The organism is Pseudoalteromonas sp. APC 3224 (assembly GCF_030407535.1).
In the GTDB taxonomy this organism is placed as follows: Bacteria; Pseudomonadota; Gammaproteobacteria; order Enterobacterales; family Alteromonadaceae; genus Pseudoalteromonas.
Genome location: NZ_JASDDF010000017.1, coordinates 44,581 through 68,918, shown reverse-complemented (window position 1 = coordinate 68,918; position 24,338 = coordinate 44,581). Strand labels below are relative to the sequence as shown.

The window sequence follows — 24,338 nt, the reverse complement described above, 5'->3', positions numbered from 1 at the left end:
AAAAAACTCCTTTAGAAAGTGTTACTAATATTAAAACTGATGGTCTTGGTATCGTCATCTTCTTCTTTTTGCAACGGATACGCAAAGCTGATCAGCATAGGACCCATAGGTGAGATCCATTGTAATGATAAACCGGTTGCAACCCTAAAGCGCATTGGGTCTGAGTAGTCATCTAATTTTGCACGCTCATCAATACCTAAGTTTTGATAACGATCAACGTTAAACTCGGTATCCCAAACGTTGGCAGCATCAACAAAGAAACTGGTACGTACCGAACTGGTATTTTCTTCATCTAAGAACGGTGTAGGAACAATAAGCTCCATACCTGCAACGGCTTTCGCGTTACCACCTATACGGCCTTGAGTTCTCAATACATCAAACTCTGATGCTCCACCAATATTACCTGTGGTTGTACCATCACCTGATGGCGTGCCTGGTATAGATTGCGGTACTCGTGATACTGCACGCGGTAAGATAGTATTTCTATCAAAGCCACGTAATTCCATTTCTGTAATACGGAAATACTCTTGGAATGGGAGCGTCTGCTCATACCCATTAGTAGAGCCATAACCATTACCGTAACCTAATGCCGCACGCGTTGAGAACACCCAACGATGGTCGTTTGAAATCGGCCAGTAAAAACGTGAATCGTAATTTAATTTAAAGTATTTTAAATCTGAATTCGGCGTTGTAGCTGTTAAGTTCAATGTTTGTCTTGAGCCAGCTGTTGGGAACAAACCACGGTTTACCGTTACACGCGACCAACCTACACTTAACTCATACTTGGTAAACTCAAAGCCCGCATCAGGATTCTCTGGATCGAGGAAGGTTTCACGTAATACACGTGTTTGCTCATATTCAGCGATATCTGATAGTTCTTCTTCTATCCAACGAGCCCCAAAGTTAATACGATTTATAGCATCAATTGGAAAACCAATGTTAGTCCCAAGGCCATAACTTTTTGACTTATAGTCAATTAAGCTAAACTGGCTAGCATCGTAGTTACTGTAAAAAATGCTGCTGCCTTGCGATACGCCATCTGGCGTAAAGTAAGGGTCTGTGTACGACACACTGACACGCTCAGAGCCACGTGAGGTATTAATGTTAAAGCCAATTTGGTTACCTGTGCCTAAAAAGTTAGATTCAGTTACACCAATATTAAATTGCAGGCCTAAGTACGAACCATAAGCAAGGCCGGCATTAAAGCTACCCGCAGATTGCTCTTTAACAGTAAAATCAACATCTACTTGGTCATCCACACCTGGAACAGGCACCACATTAAAGTCAACAGTTTCCATATAAGGTAAACGTTGAATTTGTAATTTAGAACGCTCAAGATTTTGGTTAGATAGCCATGCACCTTCAAGCTGTGTCATTTCACGACGTAGTACTTCATCTGCTGTATTTTGGTTACCACCTACAATAATTCGACGAACATAAACACGTTTTCCAGGGTCAACCGACAAAGTTAGTTGTACTTCTTGGTTTTCGTCATCAATTTCTGGAATGGTGCGTACTTCAGCGTTAGCATATCCAAAACGAGCTAAGTAACTTTTTATAAACTCTTCTGAAGAAGTCACCACCGAGCCGTTATACAACTCTCCGGTACGAAGTGGGATAACACTTTTTATTAGTTCTTCTCGGCCGAGTAAATCACCGATAAAATCAAAGCCTTTCACTTTGTATTTTACACCTTCGGTGATATTTGCCGTTACATAAACCGATTCACGTTCAGGACTAACTGATACTTGAGTTGAATCAATATTAAAACGCAAATAACCACGGTCTAAATAAAAGCTACGAATTTTTTCTAAATCGCCTTCGATGGTTTGTTTTTGATAGCGATCGCTACCCATAAACTGCCACCAAGGTAAATCTTGTTGCGACTCTGCAAGCTGAAGTAGCTCTTCGTTTGAAAAAAGTTCATTACCAACTAAGTTGATTTGACGAATAGAGGCTGCATCGCCCTCATCAAACTCGAGTCTCAATTTAACTCGGTTACGTGGCAGTTTAGTGATACTTATGTCCACTTTTGCATTGTATTTACCAATGCTGTGGAAAAACTCAACTAAGCCTTTTTCAATATTATCGATAACCGTTTTATCCAGCGGCTCGCCTTGACGAATATCTTGTTGATCAAGCGACTGGTTTAACTGCTCATCTTTTATGTCTTTATTGCCATCAAATTCAATAAAGCTAATTGTTGGGCGTTCAGTTACTTTAAAAATAACGTTATTGCCATCACGCAACGCTTTTATATTGTCAAAGTGACCTGAGCGATAAAGTGACTTAATTGTTTTTGAAATTGTATATTCATCAACATTGTCGCCCACGTTGATAGGAATATGCGTTAATGCAGCACCAAGTGCGACACGTTGCAATCCTTCAACTTTTAAATCTTCAACAATAAAGGAGTTTTGGCCTAGGGCTGCAAAACTTGCACCCAATAAACTTGAAACTACCAAATGTTTTTTTATAGCCATTTTATTATCTTTATCCTTTACAACTGTATTACCGCTTAGCATCGAAAACTAAATAGTTACGAGCTTTACAATCGTGTTCTAATTTGTCGTTACCACGCTTAAACAACTACAAGCGCGATACATCATTGAACAAAGCGAAACATGTTAGAAAAATGAGTAGCAAGGCTCCCACTTTAAAACCAAACTCTTGTGTCTTTTCAGAGACCGGTTTTTTACGAAAAAGTTCAATTATGTAATACATTAAGTGCCCACCATCAAGCACTGGCAGAGGAAGTAAATTAAATACCCCCAAATTAACGCTGATCAAAGCTAAAAAGCTTAAAAATGCGACTAATCCGTAACTAACACTTGTGCCGGCACCGACTGCTATGCCGACAGGCCCACTTAAATTTTTTACTGATACTTGACCAGTAATTAAGTTACCTATCATGTCAAAACTCAGCGTAATTAAACGCCATGTTTCTTTTGTGCCCAGCACAATACTATCTAGTGGCCCATAATGTCTAGTCTCAACAAAATCATCAGGCCACTGCTCTACAACCGGAGCAACACCTAAAAAGCCTTGTTCAACACCATTACTGACAACTCGGCTGTTTGGGGTCACTATTATTGTTTTTATACTATCTTGTCTTTTTACACTAAATTGTAAGGATTTGTTAGCCGATTGAGTAATAAGATTAACTAATTGCTGCCAACTGCTCATTGTTTCGCCGTTTACAGCCAGAATAATGTCGTTAACCTTTAAATTTGCCTGTTCAGCAGCAGAGTCTTTAGTAATCGCCGCAATAGTGAGTGTTGCTTGAGGGCGAAACGGCACAATCCCCAACGAGCTCAATGGCGGTACATCTTGCTGATCAAGCTTCCAACCATCGAGGTTGAGAATTTGCGTTGTTTGTTGATAATTTTCATTACGTAAAGTAACGGCAACACTTTTATCACCCAAGTGCGACATCAAAGAAAAAGTCGCATCTTGCCAATTAGTAATATCGTCATCACCAATTTTAATTATTTGCTGAGTAGACGTAATGCCTGCTTGTTCTGCTCTACTGCCTTCAACAACATTACCTACAACCGGTTTTATAGTTTGCACACCCACCATATACATGGCCGCTAAAGCAAAAATAGCAAATAAAAAGTTCGCCATAGGCCCAGCAGCCACAATAGCTATTCGCGCTTGAACAGATTTAGCATTAAACGATAAATGACGTTGATTTGCGGGTACTTCATCAACACGCTCGTCTAACATTTTTACGTAACCACCGAGTGGGATTGCCGCGATCACGTATTCAGTATTGTATTTATCGTGCCATTTTAATAAAGGTTTACCAAAACCAATTGAAAAGCGCAGTACCTTAACGCCCGCCTTACGAGCCACCCAAAAATGACCGTATTCGTGAACGGTCACTAAAATTCCGAGTGCGAGTATAAATGAGCCTAAATTCCAAAAAAAATCGAACATTTTAATGCACCACTTTGGTTATAAACTGCGCTGCGCTCAAACGTGCTAAACGATCACACTCTAAAATTTCATCAAGCGTTTGCACATTCGTGAACTTTGCAGCCTCTAACGTTTTCGCATTCACTTTATAAATATCGGTAAAACTAATTTGTCCCTGCAAAAATGCATTTACAGCCATTTCATTAGCCGCATTCACCGTAGTAGTTGCACCCTGTCCCGCATCACACGCAGCAATTGCTAATTTTAAATTAGGATAACGAGAAAAGTCAGGTTTGGTGAACGAAAAATCACAAATATCAGAAAAATTTAACGGTTTAACACCCGCATCAATTCGCTGTGGAAAGGCAAGCGCATGTGCTATAGGGGTGCGCATATCGGGGTTTCCCATTTGCGCTAAAATAGAACCATCTTGGTATTGCACCATAGAGTGGATAATACTTTGTGGGTGAATCACCACATCAATATCGCTGGCATCACAGTTAAATAACCATTTAGCCTCAATAAACTCTAAGCCCTTGTTCATCATCGTGGCTGAGTCTACTGATATTTTTTGTCCCATAGACCAATTAGGGTGAGCAACCGCTTCACTGACACTAACGCCATCAAGCGTATTAATATCACGGTTTAAAAATGGGCCACCAGAGCCAGTTAATAAAATTTTGCTAACGCCATGCTGCTCAAGCCGTGCTTGTCCTTGGGTGTTTTGTAACGTACTAGGTAAACACTGAAAAATAGCATTATGTTCGCTGTCGATGGGTAATAAAGTTGCTTGATGTTGTTTCACTTTATCAATAAACAACTGACCCGACATCACCAATGACTCTTTGTTTGCCAGAAGTACTTTTTTTCCTGCTTCAACTGCGCTCAAGGTAGGCAGTAACCCAGCTGCACCAACAATAGCTGACATCACAGTATCAACATCAACATGCGCACAAAGCTCACTCATGGCTTTCTCGCCATGCATTACTTGTGTTTTACACATACCTTTTAAAAGTTCACTAAGCTGCTTAGCGGCTTGCTCTGAAGCCATAACAGCATACCGAGGTTGATGAGCAAGACACAACTCAGCCATTTTCTTTGCATTTTGCCCTGCGGTCAATGCGAACACCTTGAACTGCTGTTGATTTCTTGCAACAACATCTAACGTGCTAAGACCTATAGACCCCGTTGCACCCAAAATAACCAGTTGTTGCACTACACTCATAAACTCAGTGTCCAGGCAAAGCAAATAACAAACATCGGCGCTGCTGCAGTTAAGCTATCAATACGGTCTAAAATACCGCCGTGCCCAGGTAGGCAACTGCCGCTATCTTTAAGACCCGCTTCACGTTTAAACATACTCTCGAGTAAATCACCTACCGCAGAGAACAAAGCAATAAATGCTGTCATTACTGCATAAATTGGCCACACAGAAGTATCAACGTTAGTGTAATAACAAAAAGCCAATACAAATAACACCGCAGCAACCACGCCACCGGCGAGGCCTTCTATGGTTTTATTTGGACTAACTTTAGGCATTAACTTATGTTTACCGAAACTTTTACCGGTAAAGTAAGCGCCAATATCGGCACTCCATACAATACCTAGAACCACTAAAATCAGCATAGAACCATAGTGTGTTGATTCTGTATATTGCGCACTTCGAAGGGTGTTAAGCGCAAGCCACAGTGGTACCAATGTCAGTAAACCTGCAATACCGCGCATCACGAGCCCTTCATTCCAGCCTTTAGCCATAGCGGGGTAACGCCACACTAAATAACTTGCAACTAACCACCATGAAAACGATAAGGTAAATAAGTAATTGGCATCACCTACAAGCTTGCCTTTCTGCCATAGAGTTTCTATCGGCCAATGTAAATTAAGTAAACCGAGTAATACTGCAACTAACAATACAAACGCGCCGCGTTTTAGTTTATCGCATAGCCCCATAAAAGCAGACCATTCCCATGCGCCCATTAACACAATAGCACCCGCAAAATAACTAAATAACGTTAGTGGGGTGTAAAAAACCAAAGCCAGTGCTAATGGCGCTAGCACTAGTGAGGTTAAAATACGTTGTTTTAACAAAATGATGACCCTTAATCTATTTTAGGTTTGAGCGAGTAATTGTTTTATTTGTTCGCCCGTGCAACCAAAACGTCGCTCTCTGGCAACGTAACATGCGATGGCCTCTGCAAAAGCAGCTTCGTTAAAGTCAGGCCAAAGTGTATTGGTAAAATAAAGTTCAGCGTAGGCTGCCTGCCAAAGTAAAAAATTACTAATTCTGACATCGCCACCAGTACGGATCAATAAATCTGGCTGTGCCTGATCTGCCATACTCATATGCTGTGCAATATGTTCTTCTGTAATGTCTGCGGGATCAAGTTCCCCATTTGCTACTTGTAAAGCAACCTGCTTAGCAGCATGAGTCATATCCCAGCGACCACCGTAATTTGCCGCTACATTTAAGTGCAGACCGGTGTTATTCGCTGTTAGTTCTTGCGCAGTATGTACTTTGGCACGCAAGCTTTCAGAGAATCGAGATAAATCTCCAATGATGGTTAGTTTTACGTTATTTTTATGCAGCTTTTTAACTTCTTTACTTAGTACAAATAAAAAAAGCTCCATTAATGTATTTACTTCGTCTTCAGGGCGGCGCCAGTTTTCACTACTAAAAGCAAATAAGGTCAACGATTGTATCCCTAATTTAGTACAAAACTGCACAGATTGACGAACTGCATCCACGCCCTTTTTATGCCCATATACACGAGGCCTATTTCTGGCTTGTGCCCAACGCCCGTTCCCATCCATGATGATGGCAACATGTTTAGGCAAACATTGCTGTGAAATTGTATCAGCGTCTAGAACCATAAATTTTGTGTATTCCATAAAAAAACGCCGCCTAGTATACCCCAGACGGCGTTTCAAAACTAATAAATTTAACCTGTACCCGTGATAATAAATCTACTTTAAGCAAATAATTATACAGCTAACAACCTTGTATTTACTGATAATCGAGCCACTAGTAAAGAGAAAATACATTCTGTTACTCTTTAAAATCACACAATTAAAGTAAAGTGCGAATACTTGTGAAAAGCGGCTTAATTATTTAGCTAAAGCTGTTTGCCTAGGTCTAGAACAGTTATTAGATTTCCATCAACTCAGCTTCTTTCGCTGTTAATTGTGTATCCATTTCTTTAATAAACTTATCAGTGATTTTTTGAATTGCATCTTCACCTTGACGTGCTTCGTCTTCAGAGATGTCTTTATCTTTTAATAAATTTTTAATATCGCCATTTGCATCACGACGAATATTACGAATAGCAACACGTCCGCCTTCTACTTCGCCACGTACGATTTTAATTAAATCTTTACGACGTTCTTCAGTCAATGGAGGAAGAGGTACACGAATAACCGTGCCTGCAGACATTGGGTTTAAACCAAGGTCAGAAGCCATAATAGCTTTTTCAACCGCCTGAGCTAAAGACTTATCAAATACACCAATAGCCAGTGTGCGTGAATCTTCAATAGTTACATTTGCAACTTGGTTTAACGGTGTTGGAGCGCCGTAGTACGACACCATGATGCCGTCTAAAATCGCAGGATGAGCACGGCCAGTACGAATTTTAGATAATTGACTACCAAGTGCTGCTACACTTTTTTGCATGCGCTCTTGCGCATCTTTTTGAATATCGTTAATCACGGTTTAATCCTAATCTAGTTACTAACTTCATCTGAGGCTTGTGAAGAAATAAGGGTTCCTTCTTCTTCACCCATTATTACGCGTTTTAATGCGCCTGATTTATTCATATTAAATACGCTCAATGGCATATTATGGTCGCGAGCAAGAGTAAATGCCGCTAAATCCATTACTTTTAATTCTTTATCAATAATTTCATTGTAGCTTAAGTGACGGTAAAGTGTCGCATCAGGGTTTTTCACCGGATCATCACTAAATACACCGTCTACTTTGGTCGCTTTAATTACCGTATCAGCTTCAATCTCGATGCCGCGTAAACACGCCGCAGAGTCAGTAGTGAAGAACGGGTTACCTGTACCAGCGGCAAAAATAACAACGCGACCTGTTTTTAACAAGCTAATTGCTTCAGCCCAGTTATACGCATCACATACGCCATTTAATGGGATAGCTGACATTAAGCGACAATTTACAAACGCACGGTGTAGCGCATCACGCATAGCTAGGCCGTTCATTACGGTTGCAAGCATCCCCATGTGATCACCAACAACACGATTCATGCCCGCTTCGGCTAATGAGCCACCGCGTAAAAAGTTACCGCCACCAATAACCAAACCCACTTCTACGTCGAGTTCTACGAGCTCTTTAATTTCTTGTGCCATACGATCTAAAACTTTTGGGTCGATGCCGAAGCCTTCGTCTCCCATTAAAGCTTCACCACTTAATTTGAGAAGAACACGTCTAAAAATAGGTTTGCGATTGATAGTCATAGTTTTGGGGCCAACTTTTATTGAATTATGGATAAAAAATAACCGCGCTTATGTTAAACATAAAAGCGCGGTTATTTTAAAGAATTTCTAAGCGTGACGCAAAAGCAAATAGTACTTTAATTGCATGTATTTTCCTTTTGTATCACAAATAGTATGTCTTACTGACCTTTAGCAGCTGCAATTTGAGCAGCAACTTCAGCAGCAAAATCTTCTTCTTTCTTCTCGATACCTGCACCAACTTCCATACGTACAAAGCCAGTAACTGTTGCGTTTTTCTCTTTAAGAATTTCGCCAACAGATTTTTTCGGTTCCATGATGAAAGCTTGACCAGTAAGAGAAACCTCACCAGTAAACTTCTTCATACGACCAACAACCATTTTCTCAGCGATTTCAGCAGGCTTGCCTTCGTTCATCGCGATGTCGATTTGTACTTGCTTTTCTTTTTCAACAACATCAGCAGGTACGTCATCTGGAGTTAGGTAATCTGGGTTTGAAGCAGCAACGTGCATTGCAACATGCTTAAGTGTTTCTTCATCAGCAACACCCGCAACAACAACACCAATACGCTCGCCATGACGGTACTCAACTAGTTGCTCGCCAGTGATGTACTGAAGACGACGTACATTGATGTTTTCACCAATTTTAGTTACTAGCTCAACACGGTCTTCTTCGAACTTAGCTTGTAAGTCTTCGATAGATGTAGTGTCAGCGATAGCAGCATCTGCAACTTTGTTAGCAAATGCTAGGAAGCTTGCATCTTTAGCAACGAAGTCAGTTTGACAGTTAACTTCTACAAGTACTGCAACACCCGCGTTTTGCTTGATGATGATAGTACCTTCAGCAGCAATGTTACCTGCTTTTTTAGCAGCCTTTGCAGCACCGCTCTTACGCATGTTCTCAATCGCTAACTCGATGTCACCATCAGTCTCAGTTAACGCTTTTTTACAATCCATCATGCCAGCGCCAGTACGCTCGCGTAATTCTTTAACTAGGGCAGTAGTTACAGCCATTAGTAAATCCTCAAATCTGAAATCAGGTTTAGATAAGCGGGTTACCCGCTCCACAAGAATAGCAAGTCTTCACCTTTAAAAGATGAAGACTTGATGACAGCTAATTACTCAGCTTCTACGAAGTCATCTTTTTCAGCTTGAGCAACGATGTTACTCTCACGGCCTTCAGTGATCGCAGCTGCAACAGCACTAGTGTAAAGGTTGATTGCACGGATAGCATCATCGTTACCAGGTACGATGTAATCAACACCGTCTGGGTTAGAGTTAGTATCAACGATTGCAACAACTGGGATACCTAGGTTGTTAGCTTCACGGATAGCAATGTGCTCGTGGTCAGCATCGATTACAAAGATAGCGTCTGGAAGGCCACCCATGTTTTTAATACCACCAAGGCTCTTTTCAAGCTTGTCCATTTCACGAGTAAGCATTAACGCTTCTTTCTTAGTTAACTTCTCGAAAGTACCGTCTTGGCTTTGAGCTTCAAGGTCTTTAAGACGCTTGATTGATTGACGAACTGTTTTCCAGTTAGTCAACATGCCGCCTAACCAACGGTGGTTAACGAAGAATTGATCGCTTTGTAAAGCAGCTTCTTTTACTGCTTCGCTTGCTGCGCGCTTAGTACCAACGAAAAGAACTTTACCTTTGTTTGCAGCAGCACCAGATAAAAACTTAAGTGCAGTGTTGAACATTGGTACAGTTTGCTCAAGGTTGATGATATGTACACGGTTACGTGCGCCGAAGATGAAAGGCTTCATCTTAGGGTTCCAGTAACGTGCTTGGTGACCAAAGTGAACACCAGCTTGAAGCATATCGCGCATTGAAACGTTTGCCATTTTGTAAATCCTCTAAGTTGTTTAGGGTTAGGCCTCCACATATCCCATAGCACCAACACCGCAGTTAAATGAAACTGAAATGCACCCAAGTGTATGTGACGATACGTGTGTGTGTTAAAATAAAATTGTGTTTGCCTTAAATACAAAAAATCATTTAAGAATTTATTTGTAAAAAGACGGCGCGCTTTATACCATATTAAAAATAAATACTCAACGTCTCGTGCAAAAATTGTGCGACGATAATCATCTAAAAACGCAACTTTGGAGCCTCAATGAGCGCTGTGATTAAGACCCCTGAAGAAATCGAGAAAATGCGTGTAGCCGGCCGTTTGGCTGCTGATGTGCTAGAAATGATCGAACCACATGTGGTACCAGGTATCACCACCGATGAGCTAAATACAATTTGTCATGATTATATTGTTAATGTGCAAGATGCTGTTCCTGCTCCTCTTAATTATCATGGTTTTCCAAAATCAATTTGTACCTCAGTAAATCATGTAATTTGTCACGGTATTCCGAATGACAAAGCATTAAAAGATGGTGATAGTGTTAATATTGACATCACTGTTATCAAAGATGGTTACCATGGTGACACATCAAAAATGTTTCATGTAGGCACGCCTAATATCCAAGGTAAACGTCTTGCAGAAGTCACTCAAGAAAGTCTTTACCTTGCCATTAAAATGGTAAAACCAGGTGTTCGCCTTGGTGATATTGGTGCAGCTATTCAAAAATATGCAGAGAGCTTTAACTACTCTATCGTACGTGAATACTGCGGCCATGGTATCGGTAGCGAGTTCCATGAAGAACCACAGGTAATGCATTACGGTAAAGCAGGCACTGGCGAAACATTAAAAGCAGGTATGTGTTTAACTATTGAGCCTATGGTAAATGCGGGCAAACGCCAATGTAAATTACTCAAAGACGACTGGACTGTGGTAACAAAAGACCGTAGTTTATCCGCTCAATGGGAACACACCTTACTAGTAACTGAAAATGGTGTTGAAATTTTAACACTACGATCAGATGATACAATCGATAGAATTATCGAGCACTAATTAAGTGCGCGCTTAATCGCGGTTGTAACAGGTTTTGCCTGTATATCGCTTAAGTGGTTTGCTGTAAGGGGCTAACATAACTTATTGCCCTTACAGCAAATATATTATAAAAATAAATCTCAAACTTATAATGCAGTCCATATATAGGAGCCAGCCTAAGTGGCATTACCTAACAAAGTAAAAAAGTTGCTCAATGATGCTGAGCAATTAAGCGATTACCGCGATTGCTCCGCCTATTTCTATAAATGGTTGCATAATGAATTCTCAAAACAACCGGTTGGTAAATTAATTAATGCCCGTGCAGAATTTATTGACCGACTGCTGATCAAACTTTTCCAAGTTTATGATTTAGCTCACGAACCAGATCTCGCTTTGATAGCAGTAGGTGGTTATGGTCGTGGCGAGCTACACCCCTACTCTGATATAGATTTTTTATTACTTGTTACGAAACAGCCTAATGATGATATTTGCGAAAAAATCGGTCAGTTTGTCACTATGTTGTGGGATCTTAATCTCGAGATAGGCCACAGTGTTCGTACTATTGAACAAGCCATAGAACAAAAACGTGAAGACGTTACCTTTGCCACCAGCTTATTAGAAAGCCGTCTTATTTTTGGCAATCATATTGAGTTTGAAAAACTCAAAAACCATATTATTGAAACACCGGTTTGGGGCTCAGGTGAATTTTTTGTCGCAAAAGTACAAGAACAAAATTTGCGTCACAGAAAGTGCCACGGCACAGCCTATAATTTAGAACCAAATATAAAAGAAAACCCAGGGGGTCTGCGCGACCTGCAAACTATTATTTGGGTGGCTAAAAAGCACTTTAGAGCCGAAACTCTGCAAGAGCTAATTAATCACGGCTACCTGACTCACGAGGAATATCAAGAGCTGTTAGAGTGTCTTGAGAATTTATGGAATATTCGTTTTGCGTTACATTTAGCTGCAGAACGTTCAGAAAACCGTTTATTGTTTGATCACCAACCCCAAGCTGCAGAAATTTTGGGCTTTGGTAGCGATGGTAAGGCCTCGGTTGAGCGCATGATGAAACGCTTATTCAGAATTATGAGCCGAGTACGTGAGCTCAACCAGATGTTGCTTTCGTACTTTGAGCAAAGTATTTCGCCAGACAGTAGTCAAGCGACCGTTGAAGAACTCGATCTCAACTTTGAGCGCGTTGGCCATCAAATTCGAGTAAAAAGCCCGTCAGTATTCTTCAGGCGCGATCAACTTTTTGTATTGTTTGAGCATATTGCTGACCACCCAGAAATCACCCATATATACCCGAGCACTATTCGCACTATTCGCCAAGTTCGTCGTCGTTTATTGGGCGACCTACAAGACTACGCGGCCTGCCGGGAAGCTTTTCTACGAATCATAAAGCATCCTAATGGTATGGGACGTGCTTTTACGCTGATGCACAAACACGGCATGATTGCCGCTTATTTGCCGCAGTGGCGAAATATTTTTGGCCAAATGCAGTTTGATTTGTTTCATGCCTACACGGTTGATGAACACACCCATAAGCTAATTAATAATATTTATCAGTATTTTGATAAAACTGGGGTTAGCGAATTCCCAATTTGTAGCGAAATTGTCACGCGTATGGATAAACCGGAGCTACTGTATTTAGCCGGTATTTTCCACGACATTGCCAAGGGACGTGGGGGGGATCACTCTGAGCTGGGTGCTGTTGACGCCATTGCTTTTTCTAAATTGCATGGCTTTGCATCATCCGATGGTAAGTTAATTTCTTGGCTTGTTAGCAATCACTTACTTATGTCAGTTACGGCGCAGCGTAAAGATATAAACGACCCAGATGTAATAAAAGATTTCGCATCGCGAGTAAAAACAGAGCGTCAGCTCGATTACCTCTATTGTTTAACGGTCGCCGATATACGCGCTACCAATGACAACTTATGGAATGACTGGAAAAACACGCTACTTCGTGAGCTGTACTTACATACACAACGAGCTTTGCGTCTTGGGCTTGAAAACCCAATGGATCAACGCGACCAAATTCGAGATAAGAAGCATCAAGCTAAGCAACGCCTGATTAATTTGCATTATCACGAGGAACAAATTGACTTAACTTGGAGTCGTTTTAAAGCGAATTACTTTACCGCCTTTAGTGAACAACAAATTTCGTGGCATACAGAGCATTTACTAAAATGCACTGACTTGAGCCTACCTAGTGTTATTGTCTCGAATAAAGCAATGCATGGCGGTACTCAAGTATTTGCATACAGCCCTTACTCAGGTGGACTATTTGCTCGATTAGTCAGTGTTATTGGCTCTAAAAAAGCACAAATTCAACACGCCCAAGTACTGACCACCAAAGATGGCTACGTACTGTTTAACTTTGTTATTTTAGAAGTTAGCGGTGACCCAATTGCCAGTAGCCGTGCACAATCGATTAAACGCGGATTAGAGCAAGCATTGAATGATCCGCGAAAAAAAATACGCTTTAAAAAGAGCCGCTCACAACGCTTTAAAGACTTTAATATTAAACCAAAAATTGTACTGCGCCCGCACCCTCGTAAGGACCGTAGTTTAATAGAAATTCAAGCGGTTGATATACCTGGGCTGTTAACTAAAATAGCCGAGGTTTTTCAAGCTTACTTACTCCACATACATGCCGCACGCATTACCACGGTAGGCGAGCGCGCAGAAGATTTCTTTGTGGTATCTAATAACGAATATCAATCGCTGACTGATGAAGAGCAAGCAAAAATTCATCAGGCATTACGTAAAAAACTCAACGCCGAAATTGAATAAGAGGACACTATGTCAGATTTAAAAACCATGATTGAAAATGCGTGGGATAACCGCGACAGCATTAGCCCAACAACCGTATCAAGCGATGTTAAACAAGCAATTATTGATGCACTTGAGCTATTAGATAGTGGCGCAGCGCGTGTTGCAGAAAAAATTTCTGGCGAATGGGTTGTTCATCAATGGCTTAAAAAAGCCGTGCTACTTTCATTTAGAATTCGTGAAAACCAGCCAATGAATGATGGCGTAAATCAATTTTACGACAAAGTACCGCTTAAATTTAGCGACTACACACCAGAACAGTTTCAACAAGGCGGCATGCGCGTAGTACCAAACGCCGTTGCCCGTAAAGGCAGCTTTGTAGGGAAAAATGTTGTACTAATGCCATCGTATGTAAACATTGGTGCTTACGTTGATGAAGGCACTATGGTTGATACATGGGCCACTGTAGGTTCATGTGCTCAAATTGGTAAGAATGTACACTTATCAGGCGGTGTGGGCATAGGCGGTGTTTTAGAGCCGCTACAAGCAAATCCTACCATCATTGAAGACAATTGCTTTATTGGCGCACGTTCAGAAATTGTTGAAGGCGTTATTGTTGAAGAAGGTGCGGTTATTTCAATGGGTGTTTACATTAGCCAAAGTACCCGTATTTATGACCGTGAAACCGGTGAAATTCATTATGGTCGCGTACCTGCTGGTGCTGTTGTGGTTCCAGGTGCTCTGCCTTCAAAAGATGGCACGCATAGTTTATACGCTGCGATTATTGTGAAAAAAGTTGATCAACAAACACGCGAAAAAGTAGGCATTAACGCTCTGCTTCGCTCAATTGATGATTAAAAAGCAGTTGTAAGTTTTTAGCTGTATGCGCTAAGCAGGTTAATATTAAACGTAGATTGGGTTGAGTAAAACGAAACCCAACATCACATTAAAGTTAAGTGTATTCGCTAAAATTTAATTACATACAGAAAAAGCTCTAAGCTTGTATAGGTTTAGGGCTTTTTTAGTGCTTTTAAAATACCTTCTCACAAACCTGTACCCTTTAATCGCGTTGCTTTGTTAGATACCTGCATCTATAGTGAATAAACGCATAATTCGATTATCGAGGATAAGTTGTTGCGCCTTTTCGTTTTAGGTTGGTTGGTGTTATTTGGTTCAACGCAGGCTATGGCTAATGATTTTACATCGTTTGAAGCTAAACTTAACGAAGCCGAAGATTATCTTGTTGTTAATCCCGCACAATCAATAATCATTCTTGAAAATCTCAAAGAATTAAATACAGCTCCTGTTGCGCTATTTATCCGCTGGCACTTGCTTTATGCCCGAACAGCCGTGCCCACAAGTCATTACGATCGGCTTTATAAATCGATTGACGCAATATTTCAGCATCATCAAGCTGACTACTTCAAACAAAAATTGACCACCATAATGAGTGCCTTGGGAATATGGCTGCGCCATGCTGAATACTTAAGCGATGCCCAGATCTCATTCAAATGTGCTTATAAATATGCGCACAACGATCGCCAACGATTAACACTCACCAACAGTATGGCGCTGGTTGCTCGCTCGCAAAATGACTTTGCTAAAGCGCGTGCTTTATACTTAAATAATCTTGATCTCACCACGCAATTAAAGCTTCCTAATATAACAGCACTTATAAAAAGTAACTTGGGCTACTTAGCGCTTGATGAAGGCAATGTTACTGATGCTGAGCGCTACTTTAGAAGTGCGTTAAGCCTTAACCAAAATATTGATAAACGCGCGGGGCAAATCTCAACCGGGCTTAATTTATTAATGGTCTTTTTAATTCAAGAACATCAGCTTAACTTTGAACGTCTCTATACTCCAACGGCAACTTTAACCCATGCATTTCCCAACGAAGCTAAACAAGCACAGCTACTTTGGCTTGAATTAGGCTACAAAAATTTAACTGGCGAGTTTATAAGTCAAAAAGATAAACATCAGCTGCAAGCAGCTTACGAGCAATTAGAAAGCGATAAAATGAAGCAATTAATTGCACGTTATTTAGCTAACAAACTTAATGTGACTTTAACCCTACCTGAGCCTATTACGGCTAAAGAGTTTACCAGCCCATGGTTTAACTTAGTAAAGCAATGCAATTGGGAGAAAAGTTTATAGCTTTAAGTCACAAACGTTCAGCTAAGCTTAGTTAGAAGCCTATAAACTAACTTTTATCTACTTTTTTACTTCTAATATAAGTATATAAAACAAGCTACTGAATTGGCTAACAAACGAAATATATAATAAGATAGGCCAGAGAAGATAAAAATAAATATCATTTAATTCAATACCTTACAAAGCCTCTTGACCAATACTCAGGTTAACTTAATAACCACAAAAATAAAAAAGGCACTGTGAAGTGCCTTTTTATTTACTCAAATCTAATTAATTACAACGCGTTAAATACGTCATCTGTTTTAGCAGCGCAAATGAAGTCATTTTTATGCAGACCTTTAATTGAATGGCTCCACCAAGTCACGGTTACTTTGCCCCATTCGGTTAATAAACCCGGGTGATGCCCTTCGTCTTCAGCCATATCACCTACCTTATTGGTAAACGCAATGGCTTGTTTAAAGTTTTTAAACTTATAAACGCGCTCTAACTGCATAATACCGTCGCGTACTTCTGGCACCCAGTCAGGGATTTTTTTAATTAATTCAGCCAATTCAGCATCAGATACTTTTGGCGCATCTGCATGACAGGCTTCACATTTTTGTGCACTTAATGAAGACATTTTAAATCCTTAGTTTAGCGTTACTTTTTTCAAAAATTAACTAGCTAATTTTTCTTTTGGAGGAAACTTAGGGTCGTGCAAACCAAGTGATTTAGCTTGCTCAACTAAAGTCATTATATCCATTTGAGATATTTCAAACAGATCATGAATCGAATTAATCGTGTAATACAATGGTTGCATAATGTCTATACGGTACGGTGTACGTAGCACATCTAGCACATTCATTGGATTAATCTCTGGTGTATCTGAATACACGTATTGGGTTTCCCCTGGGCTTGATAAAATACCGCCACCGTAAATACGTAATCCTTTTTCAGTTTGCATCAAACCAAACTCAACGGTAAACCAGTACATGCGCGCTAAATAAACGCGGTCTTTTTTCTCTGCCGCGTATCCTAGTTGCCCGTACTTATGGGTAAATTCTGCAAAGTCAGGATTGGTTAGCATGGCACAATGACCAAATATCTCATGAAAAATATCGGGTTCTTGTAAGTAGTCAAATTCTTCACGGCTACGAATGAAGGTAGCTACAGGAAATTGCTTGTTAGCGAGTAACCTAAAAAACTCATCAAAATCGATAAGTGCAGGTACAGGTGCAACCTGCCAACCTGTGGTTGCTAAAAGTACTTCGTTTAGCTCACTCAGCTGTGGGATACGATCATGAGGCAGATTGATTTTTTTCAATCCTTCCATGTACTCATCACAGGCTTTGCCTTCAATGCACGCAAGTTGGCGTGCTACAAGCTCAGACCAAATTTTATTTTCTTCATCGCTCCAATGTATAACCCCATTTTCATCAGGTGTTTTGGAGGTGTAATTACTTGCTTTAGCCATAAATACCTTCTTTGGGATAAAACCCTAAATCGGTGTCAAAATAACAGCCAAATGCTTGGCTATTCGATGTAGCTATACTATGCAAAAGTGAACAAAAGTTTAATAGCTTGACGCAGATCAATACTTTTGCAGATCACACAGATCGTAAATTTAAAATTACAGCAAAGCAAAGATAAAAACACACACCATATTTACTGGCATCTACAGATGGAAATAGTCGTAAACAATAAATTACACCTCAGGATATTTTAGTAAATGCTTGGTTGAGATCGTTAATAATATCGTTAACATCTTCAAGTCCAACTGATAATCGAATTAAACCATCACTAATTCCAGCAGCTAGTCTTTCTTCGGGAGTGTATGGCGAATGCGTCATCGATGCTGGGTGTTGAATGAGCGTTTCAGCATCGCCTAAGCTAACCGCTAATGTGCACAGTTGCATACTATCAATAAACTGCTCACCGTCGGTTAAGCTCCCTTTAATTTCAAAGGCAATAACACCGCCAGCCGCTTTCATTTGCTTACCAATGTACTTGTAACCCGGGTGAGACTTAAGCCCAGGGTAATACACTTTATTTACTTGCGGATGAGCTTCTAAATACTCAGCAATCGTTTGCGCACTTTGGCAATGGCGTTCAATGCGAATAGCTAAAGTTTTTAAGCCGCGATTTATTAACCACGCATCGTGTGGACTAATAGTGGCACCAATATCTTTAAGCACGGTCATTTTAATCTGTGTAATATGCTCAAGTGAACCACACACAATACCCGCAACAACATCGCCGTGACCATTTAAATACTTGGTCGCGCTATGCATTATAATATCGATACCGTACTTTTTTGGTGACTGCAGCAGCGGGGTTAAAAACGTATTGTCGACCACACTCAGTAAATTATGCTGTTTAGCCACATTGCCAATAAGTGCTAAATCAATCACTGCCATGGTTGGGTTGATTGGTGTTTCTACAAATATCATTTTTGAATTAGGCTTAATGGCTGCGCGCAGTTCACTTTCATTGGTCATATCAACAAAGGTGACTTCAATTCCCCATCGCGGCAACATATGCGCAAAAAAAGCAAAAGTGCAGCCATACAGAGCGCTTGATGCAATTAAGTGATCGCCTTGCGATAGGAAGCTTAGTACCGAAGCCGATACAGCCCCCATACCTGTTGCCGTGGCGGCGGCGGCCTCACAGCCTTCTAATTGCGCCACTTTTTGCTCAAGTTCAGTCGTGGTTGGGTTACCTAAACGCGTGTAAATATAACCGGGCTCTTCACCTGCAAAGCGGGCAGCACCTTGGGCGGCACTTTCAAAATGAAACGTAGACGTTTGATACAAAGGTGAGGTTAATGCGCCATGCGGATCATTTGCTTTTTGTGGACCATGGATACATTGGGTATTTTGATGATGCTTGCTCATTGTGTGTTCTCGTTTTTATTATGTGTGTCAATAGCATAAATAAAACGCACCGCACTTAAAATCACAAGCATGCCGGATGCTCAGATGGCTATTTGTGCAAACTTTACCCAAAAAGCTGTACACAAATATTGCCAACGAAGTCTCACTACTTAGTTTCAGCTCCCTTACGGCTCATAATTTTACTCGCAATCCCTTGGACTGTGCCTTTTAACAAGCTACGCTTGTTTTCAAGACGCGGTAAGGGTCGGCTTAATTCCATAGCTTTGTAACCAATACGCGCTGTAAATATACCGGCACTAACACCTTGTGCAGCTCGCCCTGAAAGCTTGCCTAATAATTCAGCACTGAGTGCCGTGGCAGCTAAATCAGAAACGAGCTCTGCACTACCTACAAACATTACTTGCTTAATAAGCATGCGGTAAAGTTTAATGCGGCTGGCATAACCAAAGCCAATGCCATATATTCGGCCTATTTGCTCTATTAATTTAGTGCCACGCCACAGCACAGCCATCATATCCACCAGCGCAATTGGGCTTAGAGCAACTAATAAAGCTGACTCTGTTGCAAAACGGTTTATTAACTTTTTAGCTTGATTGTCTTGCGTTATCAGTAAGCTATTCGCGTACAGAGACATTATTTCTTTGTCACTGTGGTGCGTAGCGACCTGATTTTTAAAGTTTTCGAAATTATCTAATTGCTGATGTTTATTAAGCTTTTCAAGCCAAGGTATCGCCCCGCCTACCTGCTCACTATTGAGCAAACGGTTAGCTTCATGGCGGTGTAGCTGATTACGCTTTAAGCTGCGTAACATTCTATATTCACGCCACAATAAACGCGATATCAGTAGTACACCGGTTATTACAGCGGTTAAGTACACCCCACCTAAAATAACCGACTGCTGAAACGCCAATACAATTGAAAATGCGAACTCAAGTAATATTAAAACAATAAAGCTCAGTGCAAATAGGCCTTTAAGGGTTTGCCACTTAGACTTTTTATATACAGGCTCAATATCGATTTCAGGTTCAATTAGATCGTCGCTATCTTTGCTAAGCTGCTCACTTTGTCCCTGCTCTACTAATTTAGCCGCTAATAAATCTGGTTCATTTTGCTCAATATTTTGGGCATTAATACGACGCCCAGCTTGAAATTGGTGTGTTGACTCACTCATGTTAACTTATCTCCTAACAAGTACTGCATCACATGGTCTAAGCGAATGTGCTTAAGCTGTTGATCTGGGCTTGGCATAGGTGCAAATGATAAAAACTCAAACCCATGTGCTGGCCACTCACTTTTATTAAGCATTCTGCTCGGCGGCTGAGGAGGCAGGTAAGTTAGCCACTGTTGTTCATTCAATGGCTTGCCATAGATACAGTCGAGTGTTTGCCCTTTATCAACCACTTGGCGGGGCACAGTGGCAGCAATTGATGACATCGCCAATGTTTCTATTTTAACCCCATCAAATTTTAAGTGATTACTTTGCTCTTTAACTAACGAATCGAGTAACAATGCAAGATCTTTGTGATGCTTCGCACTGATGTGATCGGACTTATTAGCAGCAAATAATATTTTATCTATATTAGGTTTAAACAAGCGTTTAAAAAAACCGGAATCACCATAGCTAAAGTGTGACAATAACTGATTGATCACTCGACTTTGCTCAGCCAACGTTTCATAACCTTCATTTAATGCACTCAGTACATCTACCAAGACGATTTGACGGTCAAAATGGCGAAAATGCTCATTATAAAAAGGTTTAACGACTTCTTTTACGTAAGCATCAAAACGTTTAATTAAATGCGCTAAGTTAGAACCCGCTACTACATCGTCACTTATTTTTTTAGGACTAATTGGAAAAAATAGTAATAATGGTGCACCTTGCAAGTCACCCGGCATTAACATACGCCCTGGCTGTAACATGGCAAGCTTAGTGTCTTTTTTTAGCCCTACCAACATGGTTTGATAACATCGTGCAATATCAGCCAGTGCGTTTTCATCTACCGGTGCATCTAAATCAATCAGCTCTATGGATTGCAAAAATTCAGCTGAGCTTTGGTTACGTGGCGTTTGGCTTAGCAATGGATATTGTTGCTCGCACCATTGCTTAAAGCTTTGCGCGAGCATAGGTAGGTCAAGCAACCACTCACCAGGATAGTCAATAATATCTAAATACAGCGTCGATTGTGGTGAGAAATGACCGCGCAGACCCGCGTTGCTTTGATATTTAATCGCCAAACGTAAAGTATTAATTCGCTCGGTAGAAGCGGGCCATGCAGGGTCGCCTTCACTTGGTAGTAAAGCACTTATTGCACGGTTGTAATCAAAAGTGGGAACATTTAATGCCTCTTGCGGCACAATTTTAGTAGCAATGTGGCGGTGTTCACGCATTACATCGAAAAAAGGTAAGTTGTTGTCATTCGCCTGAGAGGTTAAATGCTTAACTAACGCGCTAATAAACGCCGTTTTACCACTGCCGCTCAGCCCTGTTACGGCAAGTTTAACGTGTTGATCTAAACTACGGTGCAGGGCTTTTTGTGCTTTGCCTTTAACGCTTTTAAAGGTCTTTTTTGCAAATGATTGGCTCATAAAGTGTTTTGCACCTTAGTTGCCGTCATTGATCACGCTGCAAACAAGGTGCTTATTAATCCTTTAAAGTTTATTAATTTCACGGCTGACCGTAAACTCGCTTGAAGTAACGTAGCGTTCCATGTTTTGAAGGCGGCTATCTACACGGGTCAATCGCTCTTTTAAGTCTTGAAGCGCACGACGCGGTGGCTCGCCTTTTTGCCATACTTTAAATTTTACTTCTAGCGGATCACCGCCATAGGTTGATTGTGTTTTATTTACATTACTGGGTTGTTTTTTATCTAAAATAAACCACGCTGCAATATACGCTACCACAAATAATGGGCCACCGGTTAGTAGTACAGCACTAACAAAAATAATGCGAACTAACCATAACTCCATATTAAAGTAGTCACTTAATCCCGCACATACACCGGCAATTTTACCGCGTTGTGGGTCTCTTAATAATTCGCGTTTGGTGTTCATACTTTTTGTCTCCACTGTGGTGACTCTTGATCAAGTAAAGCTTCTAATGTCTCGATTCTATCAGTCATTTTTTCAGCTTTTTGAGCAAGTTCCAATAACTGGTGATGCTCATGCTCGCTTAACCCTTGGCTTACCTGCTTTTTGCTTCGGTAGTGTAAAATTAACCACAATGGCGCAACAAAAATCATAAACATAACAAATGGTACAATTATTACGTCTGAATCAAACATAATCCTCTCCTAACTATCCGTATTCAATGTTGATGTCAGGGGCACAAGGCCCCTGTTTTATATTTATTTATTCGAGAGTTTCTTTTTAAGTTCAGCTAACTCGTCGTCAATTTTTTCATTCTTTTGTAAATCAGCAATTTCATCTGCTAACGTTTGTTTACCCAAATCATAAGACTCTATTTGAGATTCTAGCCCATCAATTTTGGTTTCGTAACGTTCAAAACGATTAAGTGCATCATCTACTTTAGAACTATTAAGTGCTTTTTTAACCTCAAGGCGCGACTCAGCCGAGCGTTGACGTAAAATAATCGCTTTTTGACGTGCTTTAGCGTCCGCTAGTTTCTCTTGTAGCGTAGTCACTTCTTGCTGTAGTTTCTCGATATGAGATTCTACATGATCAAGTTCACTTTCTACTGCAGCGACTGCATCGGCTGATTTTTGCTTTTCAAGTAAAGCTGAGCGAGCTAAATCATCACGATCTTTGCTCAGTGCTAATTCGGCTTTGTCTTGCCAATCGCTTACTTGAGCTTTTAGTGTATCTACGCGACGTACTAATTCTTTTTTCTCAGCAAGGGTTTTTGCTGACGTAGAGCGTACCTCTACTAGTGTATCTTCCATCTCTTGGATAATAAGACGAACCATTTTTTCAGGATCTTCTGCTTTATCTAAAATGGCATTGATATTAGAATTAACAATGTCTGCAAAACGTGAAAAAATTCCCATAACATATACCTCTATTATTTAATCTAAATGTGTCTGCTATTATTAGTATCAATATGCTTGCCAACTTTTATATTTTTAAAATACCATTTATTTTCAATATGTTAAATGTAAATTACAAATTACTTTTGTTATCCTCCATAATGAAATACACTAACTGTTAGTAAAAATGACTAAGAGTTAGGAAATATGAGTCAATATCGCCAACAGGACAATTTACTTGGCCAATCAGACAGCTTTTTATCGGTACTTGATCAGGTTTCGCAACTGGCTAACCTAGATAAACCCGTACTTATTATTGGTGAACGTGGTACCGGTAAAGAGCTAATTGCAGCACGTTTACACTTTTTATCCAAACGCTGGGATCAAAGTTACGTCAAGCTTAACTGTGCGGCATTGAACGAAAACCTGCTCGAGAGTGAATTATTTGGTCATGAAAGTGGCGCTTTCACAGGCGCAAGTAAACGCCATGAAGGCCGCTTTGAGCGCGCCAATAGTGGTACCTTGTTCTTAGATGAGTTAGCAAATACCTCTGCCATGGTGCAAGAAAAGCTATTAAGAGTGATTGAGTATGGTGAGTTTGAACGTGTTGGCGGCAAGCAAACCGTTAAAGTAGACACTCGCTTAGTCTGTGCAACCAATGAAGACTTACCCCATTTAGCCGAGCAAGGTGAATTTAGAAGTGATTTACTCGATAGACTCGCGTTTGATGTGATCACCTTACCGCCACTGCGTGAACGTCAAGATGACATTATGTTGCTGGCTGAACAGTTTGCGATGAACATGGCACGAGACCTTGAGTGGGAGCTATTTAGTGGCTTTACCCGCAGTGCACAAGAAAGTTTACTCAGTTATGAGTGGCCGGGTAATGTCCGTGAACTTAAAAATGTGGTAGAACGAAGCCTGTATCGCCACGGCAATGAACATATTCCTGTACATAAAATTATTTTAGACCCATTCGAAAGTCGCTTTAGACCTAAAGCCCGCATAAAACATGCACAAGCACCTGCTATAATACAATCTGAACCGACTACTCATGCACAGCCTATAGAAGCGCCTGTAGCATTGAGTTCAAGTACCAAAGAACCTGAGTTTCCATGCGACTTAAAAACGCTCTCTAATGAATTTGAAATTACATTGATAAAAAAAGCATTAGAACATAGCCAATTTAATCAAAAGAAGACTGCAGAAGTACTTGGTTTAACGTATCATCAACTACGTGGTTATTTGAAAAAATACAATTTGCTAGAATAGTAGAGGTTGT

The 24,338-nt window shown here is 40.5% G+C and carries 22 protein-coding genes; 5 read left to right on the top strand and 17 right to left on the bottom strand.

The features are described 5' to 3' along the window. Positions 1–11 precede the first annotated feature (11 nt). From bamA to rpsB, 9 genes are all read right to left on the bottom strand, one after another. Complete coding sequence (bamA, locus tag QL989_RS09905; RefSeq protein WP_198523477.1) at positions 12–2,483, bottom strand: outer membrane protein assembly factor BamA; 2,472 nt, start codon at positions 2,481–2,483, stop codon at positions 12–14. Between the two features lie 106 nt (positions 2,484–2,589). Further along, entirely contained in the window at positions 2,590–3,942 is a 1,353-nt protein-coding gene (rseP, locus tag QL989_RS09900; RefSeq protein WP_198523478.1) for a sigma E protease regulator RseP, read from the bottom strand. A gap of 1 nt (position 3,943) precedes the next feature. After that, positions 3,944–5,146 carry a 1-deoxy-D-xylulose-5-phosphate reductoisomerase gene (gene ispC / locus QL989_RS09895; RefSeq protein ID WP_198523479.1) on the bottom strand — a complete coding sequence of 401 codons (1,203 nt, stop codon included), beginning with the start codon at positions 5,144–5,146 and terminating at the stop codon, positions 3,944–3,946. After that, complete coding sequence (locus tag QL989_RS09890) at positions 5,143–6,009, bottom strand: phosphatidate cytidylyltransferase (protein ID WP_290170155.1); 867 nt, start codon at positions 6,007–6,009, stop codon at positions 5,143–5,145. Before QL989_RS09890 ends, ispC begins: the two co-directional genes overlap by 4 nt. A 21-nt stretch (positions 6,010–6,030) precedes the next feature. Further along, positions 6,031–6,810 carry an isoprenyl transferase gene (locus tag QL989_RS09885; RefSeq protein ID WP_010388117.1) on the bottom strand — a complete coding sequence of 260 codons (780 nt, stop codon included), beginning with the start codon at positions 6,808–6,810 and terminating at the stop codon, positions 6,031–6,033. A gap of 256 nt (positions 6,811–7,066) precedes the next feature. Further along, positions 7,067–7,624: a ribosome recycling factor gene (gene frr / locus QL989_RS09880; RefSeq protein ID WP_008110987.1), complete on the bottom strand. Its 558-nt coding sequence runs from the start codon at positions 7,622–7,624 to the stop codon at positions 7,067–7,069. 14 nt (positions 7,625–7,638) lie between these two features. Continuing rightward, positions 7,639–8,388 carry a UMP kinase gene (gene pyrH, locus QL989_RS09875; RefSeq protein ID WP_016899281.1) on the bottom strand — a complete coding sequence of 250 codons (750 nt, stop codon included), beginning with the start codon at positions 8,386–8,388 and terminating at the stop codon, positions 7,639–7,641. Between the two features lie 158 nt (positions 8,389–8,546). Next, on the bottom strand, positions 8,547–9,398 hold the full coding sequence (tsf, locus tag QL989_RS09870; protein WP_010388114.1) for a translation elongation factor Ts: 852 nt from the start codon (positions 9,396–9,398) through the stop codon (positions 8,547–8,549). Positions 9,399–9,502: 104 nt separating this feature from the next. Further along, on the bottom strand, positions 9,503–10,231 hold the full coding sequence (gene rpsB / locus QL989_RS09865) for a 30S ribosomal protein S2 (RefSeq protein ID WP_013465430.1): 729 nt from the start codon (positions 10,229–10,231) through the stop codon (positions 9,503–9,505). 272 nt (positions 10,232–10,503) lie between these two features. Here rpsB and map point away from each other — a divergent pair, with 272 nt between their 5' ends. The 4 genes from map to QL989_RS09845 all read left to right on the top strand — a co-directional run bounded on the left by map (position 10,504) and on the right by QL989_RS09845 (position 16,203). Beyond that, positions 10,504–11,289: a type I methionyl aminopeptidase gene (map, locus tag QL989_RS09860; protein ID WP_054202413.1), complete on the top strand. Its 786-nt coding sequence runs from the start codon at positions 10,504–10,506 to the stop codon at positions 11,287–11,289. A 159-nt stretch (positions 11,290–11,448) separates the two neighbouring features. Then, entirely contained in the window at positions 11,449–14,067 is a 2,619-nt protein-coding gene (gene glnD, locus QL989_RS09855; RefSeq protein ID WP_290170149.1) for a [protein-PII] uridylyltransferase, read from the top strand. A gap of 9 nt (positions 14,068–14,076) precedes the next feature. After that, complete coding sequence (gene dapD, locus QL989_RS09850; RefSeq protein WP_010388107.1) at positions 14,077–14,904, top strand: 2,3,4,5-tetrahydropyridine-2,6-dicarboxylate N-succinyltransferase; 828 nt, start codon at positions 14,077–14,079, stop codon at positions 14,902–14,904. A gap of 276 nt (positions 14,905–15,180) precedes the next feature. Continuing rightward, the gene (locus tag QL989_RS09845; RefSeq protein ID WP_290170146.1) at positions 15,181–16,203 is read left to right on the top strand and encodes a tetratricopeptide repeat protein; all 1,023 of its coding nucleotides are present in this window, start codon (positions 15,181–15,183) and stop codon (positions 16,201–16,203) included. 271 nt (positions 16,204–16,474) lie between these two features. Here QL989_RS09845 and QL989_RS09840 read toward each other — a convergent pair whose 3' ends face one another. From QL989_RS09840 to pspA, 8 genes are all read right to left on the bottom strand, one after another. Then, positions 16,475–16,819, bottom strand: coding sequence for a 4a-hydroxytetrahydrobiopterin dehydratase (locus QL989_RS09840; protein ID WP_008111000.1), 345 nt, complete (start codon positions 16,817–16,819; stop codon positions 16,475–16,477). Between the two features lie 36 nt (positions 16,820–16,855). After that, the gene (gene phhA, locus QL989_RS09835) at positions 16,856–17,653 is read right to left on the bottom strand and encodes a phenylalanine 4-monooxygenase (protein WP_008111003.1); all 798 of its coding nucleotides are present in this window, start codon (positions 17,651–17,653) and stop codon (positions 16,856–16,858) included. Positions 17,654–17,891: 238 nt separating this feature from the next. Next, on the bottom strand, positions 17,892–19,073 hold the full coding sequence (gene megL / locus QL989_RS09830; protein WP_290170143.1) for a methionine gamma-lyase: 1,182 nt from the start codon (positions 19,071–19,073) through the stop codon (positions 17,892–17,894). 145 nt (positions 19,074–19,218) lie between these two features. Next, positions 19,219–20,244, bottom strand: coding sequence for a TIGR01620 family protein (locus QL989_RS09825; protein WP_198523485.1), 1,026 nt, complete (start codon positions 20,242–20,244; stop codon positions 19,219–19,221). Further along, positions 20,241–21,659, bottom strand: coding sequence for a YcjX family protein (locus tag QL989_RS09820; protein WP_198523486.1), 1,419 nt, complete (start codon positions 21,657–21,659; stop codon positions 20,241–20,243). Before QL989_RS09820 ends, QL989_RS09825 begins: the two co-directional genes overlap by 4 nt. A 63-nt stretch (positions 21,660–21,722) precedes the next feature. Beyond that, a complete protein-coding gene (gene pspC / locus QL989_RS09815) occupies positions 21,723–22,124 on the bottom strand; it encodes an envelope stress response membrane protein PspC (RefSeq protein WP_198523487.1) in 402 nt (133 codons plus the stop codon). Continuing rightward, a complete protein-coding gene (gene pspB / locus QL989_RS09810) occupies positions 22,121–22,354 on the bottom strand; it encodes an envelope stress response membrane protein PspB (protein WP_178956358.1) in 234 nt (77 codons plus the stop codon). The genes pspC and pspB overlap by 4 nt, the downstream gene beginning before the upstream one ends. 63 nt (positions 22,355–22,417) lie before the next feature. Continuing rightward, a complete protein-coding gene (pspA, locus tag QL989_RS09805) occupies positions 22,418–23,077 on the bottom strand; it encodes a phage shock protein PspA (RefSeq protein WP_290170139.1) in 660 nt (219 codons plus the stop codon). Positions 23,078–23,263: 186 nt separating this feature from the next. On the opposite strand from pspA, the gene pspF reads away from it, so the two are divergent. Next, positions 23,264–24,328 carry a phage shock protein operon transcriptional activator gene (gene pspF, locus QL989_RS09800; protein WP_193049382.1) on the top strand — a complete coding sequence of 355 codons (1,065 nt, stop codon included), beginning with the start codon at positions 23,264–23,266 and terminating at the stop codon, positions 24,326–24,328. The last annotated feature ends 10 nt before the right edge of the window (positions 24,329–24,338 follow it).

Coding starts and splice junctions, on each gene's coding strand:
- bamA (WP_198523477.1), bottom strand. CDS start 2,483: ATGGCTATAAAAAAACATTTGGTAGTTTCAAGTTTATTGGGTGCAAGT.
- rseP (WP_198523478.1), bottom strand. CDS start 3,942: ATGTTCGATTTTTTTTGGAATTTAGGCTCATTTATACTCGCACTCGGA.
- ispC (WP_198523479.1), bottom strand. CDS start 5,146: ATGAGTGTAGTGCAACAACTGGTTATTTTGGGTGCAACGGGGTCTATA.
- QL989_RS09885 (WP_010388117.1), bottom strand. CDS start 6,810: ATGGAATACACAAAATTTATGGTTCTAGACGCTGATACAATTTCACAG.
- pyrH (WP_016899281.1), bottom strand. CDS start 8,388: ATGACTATCAATCGCAAACCTATTTTTAGACGTGTTCTTCTCAAATTA.
- tsf (WP_010388114.1), bottom strand. CDS start 9,398: ATGGCTGTAACTACTGCCCTAGTTAAAGAATTACGCGAGCGTACTGGC.
- rpsB (WP_013465430.1), bottom strand. CDS start 10,231: ATGGCAAACGTTTCAATGCGCGATATGCTTCAAGCTGGTGTTCACTTT.
- map (WP_054202413.1), top strand. CDS start 10,504: ATGAGCGCTGTGATTAAGACCCCTGAAGAAATCGAGAAAATGCGTGTA.
- dapD (WP_010388107.1), top strand. CDS start 14,077: ATGTCAGATTTAAAAACCATGATTGAAAATGCGTGGGATAACCGCGAC.
- QL989_RS09840 (WP_008111000.1), bottom strand. CDS start 16,819: ATGTCTTCATTAAGTGCACAAAAATGTGAAGCCTGTCATGCAGATGCG.
- phhA (WP_008111003.1), bottom strand. CDS start 17,653: ATGGCTAAAGCAAGTAATTACACCTCCAAAACACCTGATGAAAATGGG.
- megL (WP_290170143.1), bottom strand. CDS start 19,073: ATGAGCAAGCATCATCAAAATACCCAATGTATCCATGGTCCACAAAAA.
- QL989_RS09825 (WP_198523485.1), bottom strand. CDS start 20,244: ATGAGTGAGTCAACACACCAATTTCAAGCTGGGCGTCGTATTAATGCC.
- QL989_RS09820 (WP_198523486.1), bottom strand. CDS start 21,659: ATGAGCCAATCATTTGCAAAAAAGACCTTTAAAAGCGTTAAAGGCAAA.
- pspC (WP_198523487.1), bottom strand. CDS start 22,124: ATGAACACCAAACGCGAATTATTAAGAGACCCACAACGCGGTAAAATT.
- pspB (WP_178956358.1), bottom strand. CDS start 22,354: ATGTTTGATTCAGACGTAATAATTGTACCATTTGTTATGTTTATGATT.
- pspA (WP_290170139.1), bottom strand. CDS start 23,077: ATGGGAATTTTTTCACGTTTTGCAGACATTGTTAATTCTAATATCAAT.
- pspF (WP_193049382.1), top strand. CDS start 23,264: ATGAGTCAATATCGCCAACAGGACAATTTACTTGGCCAATCAGACAGC.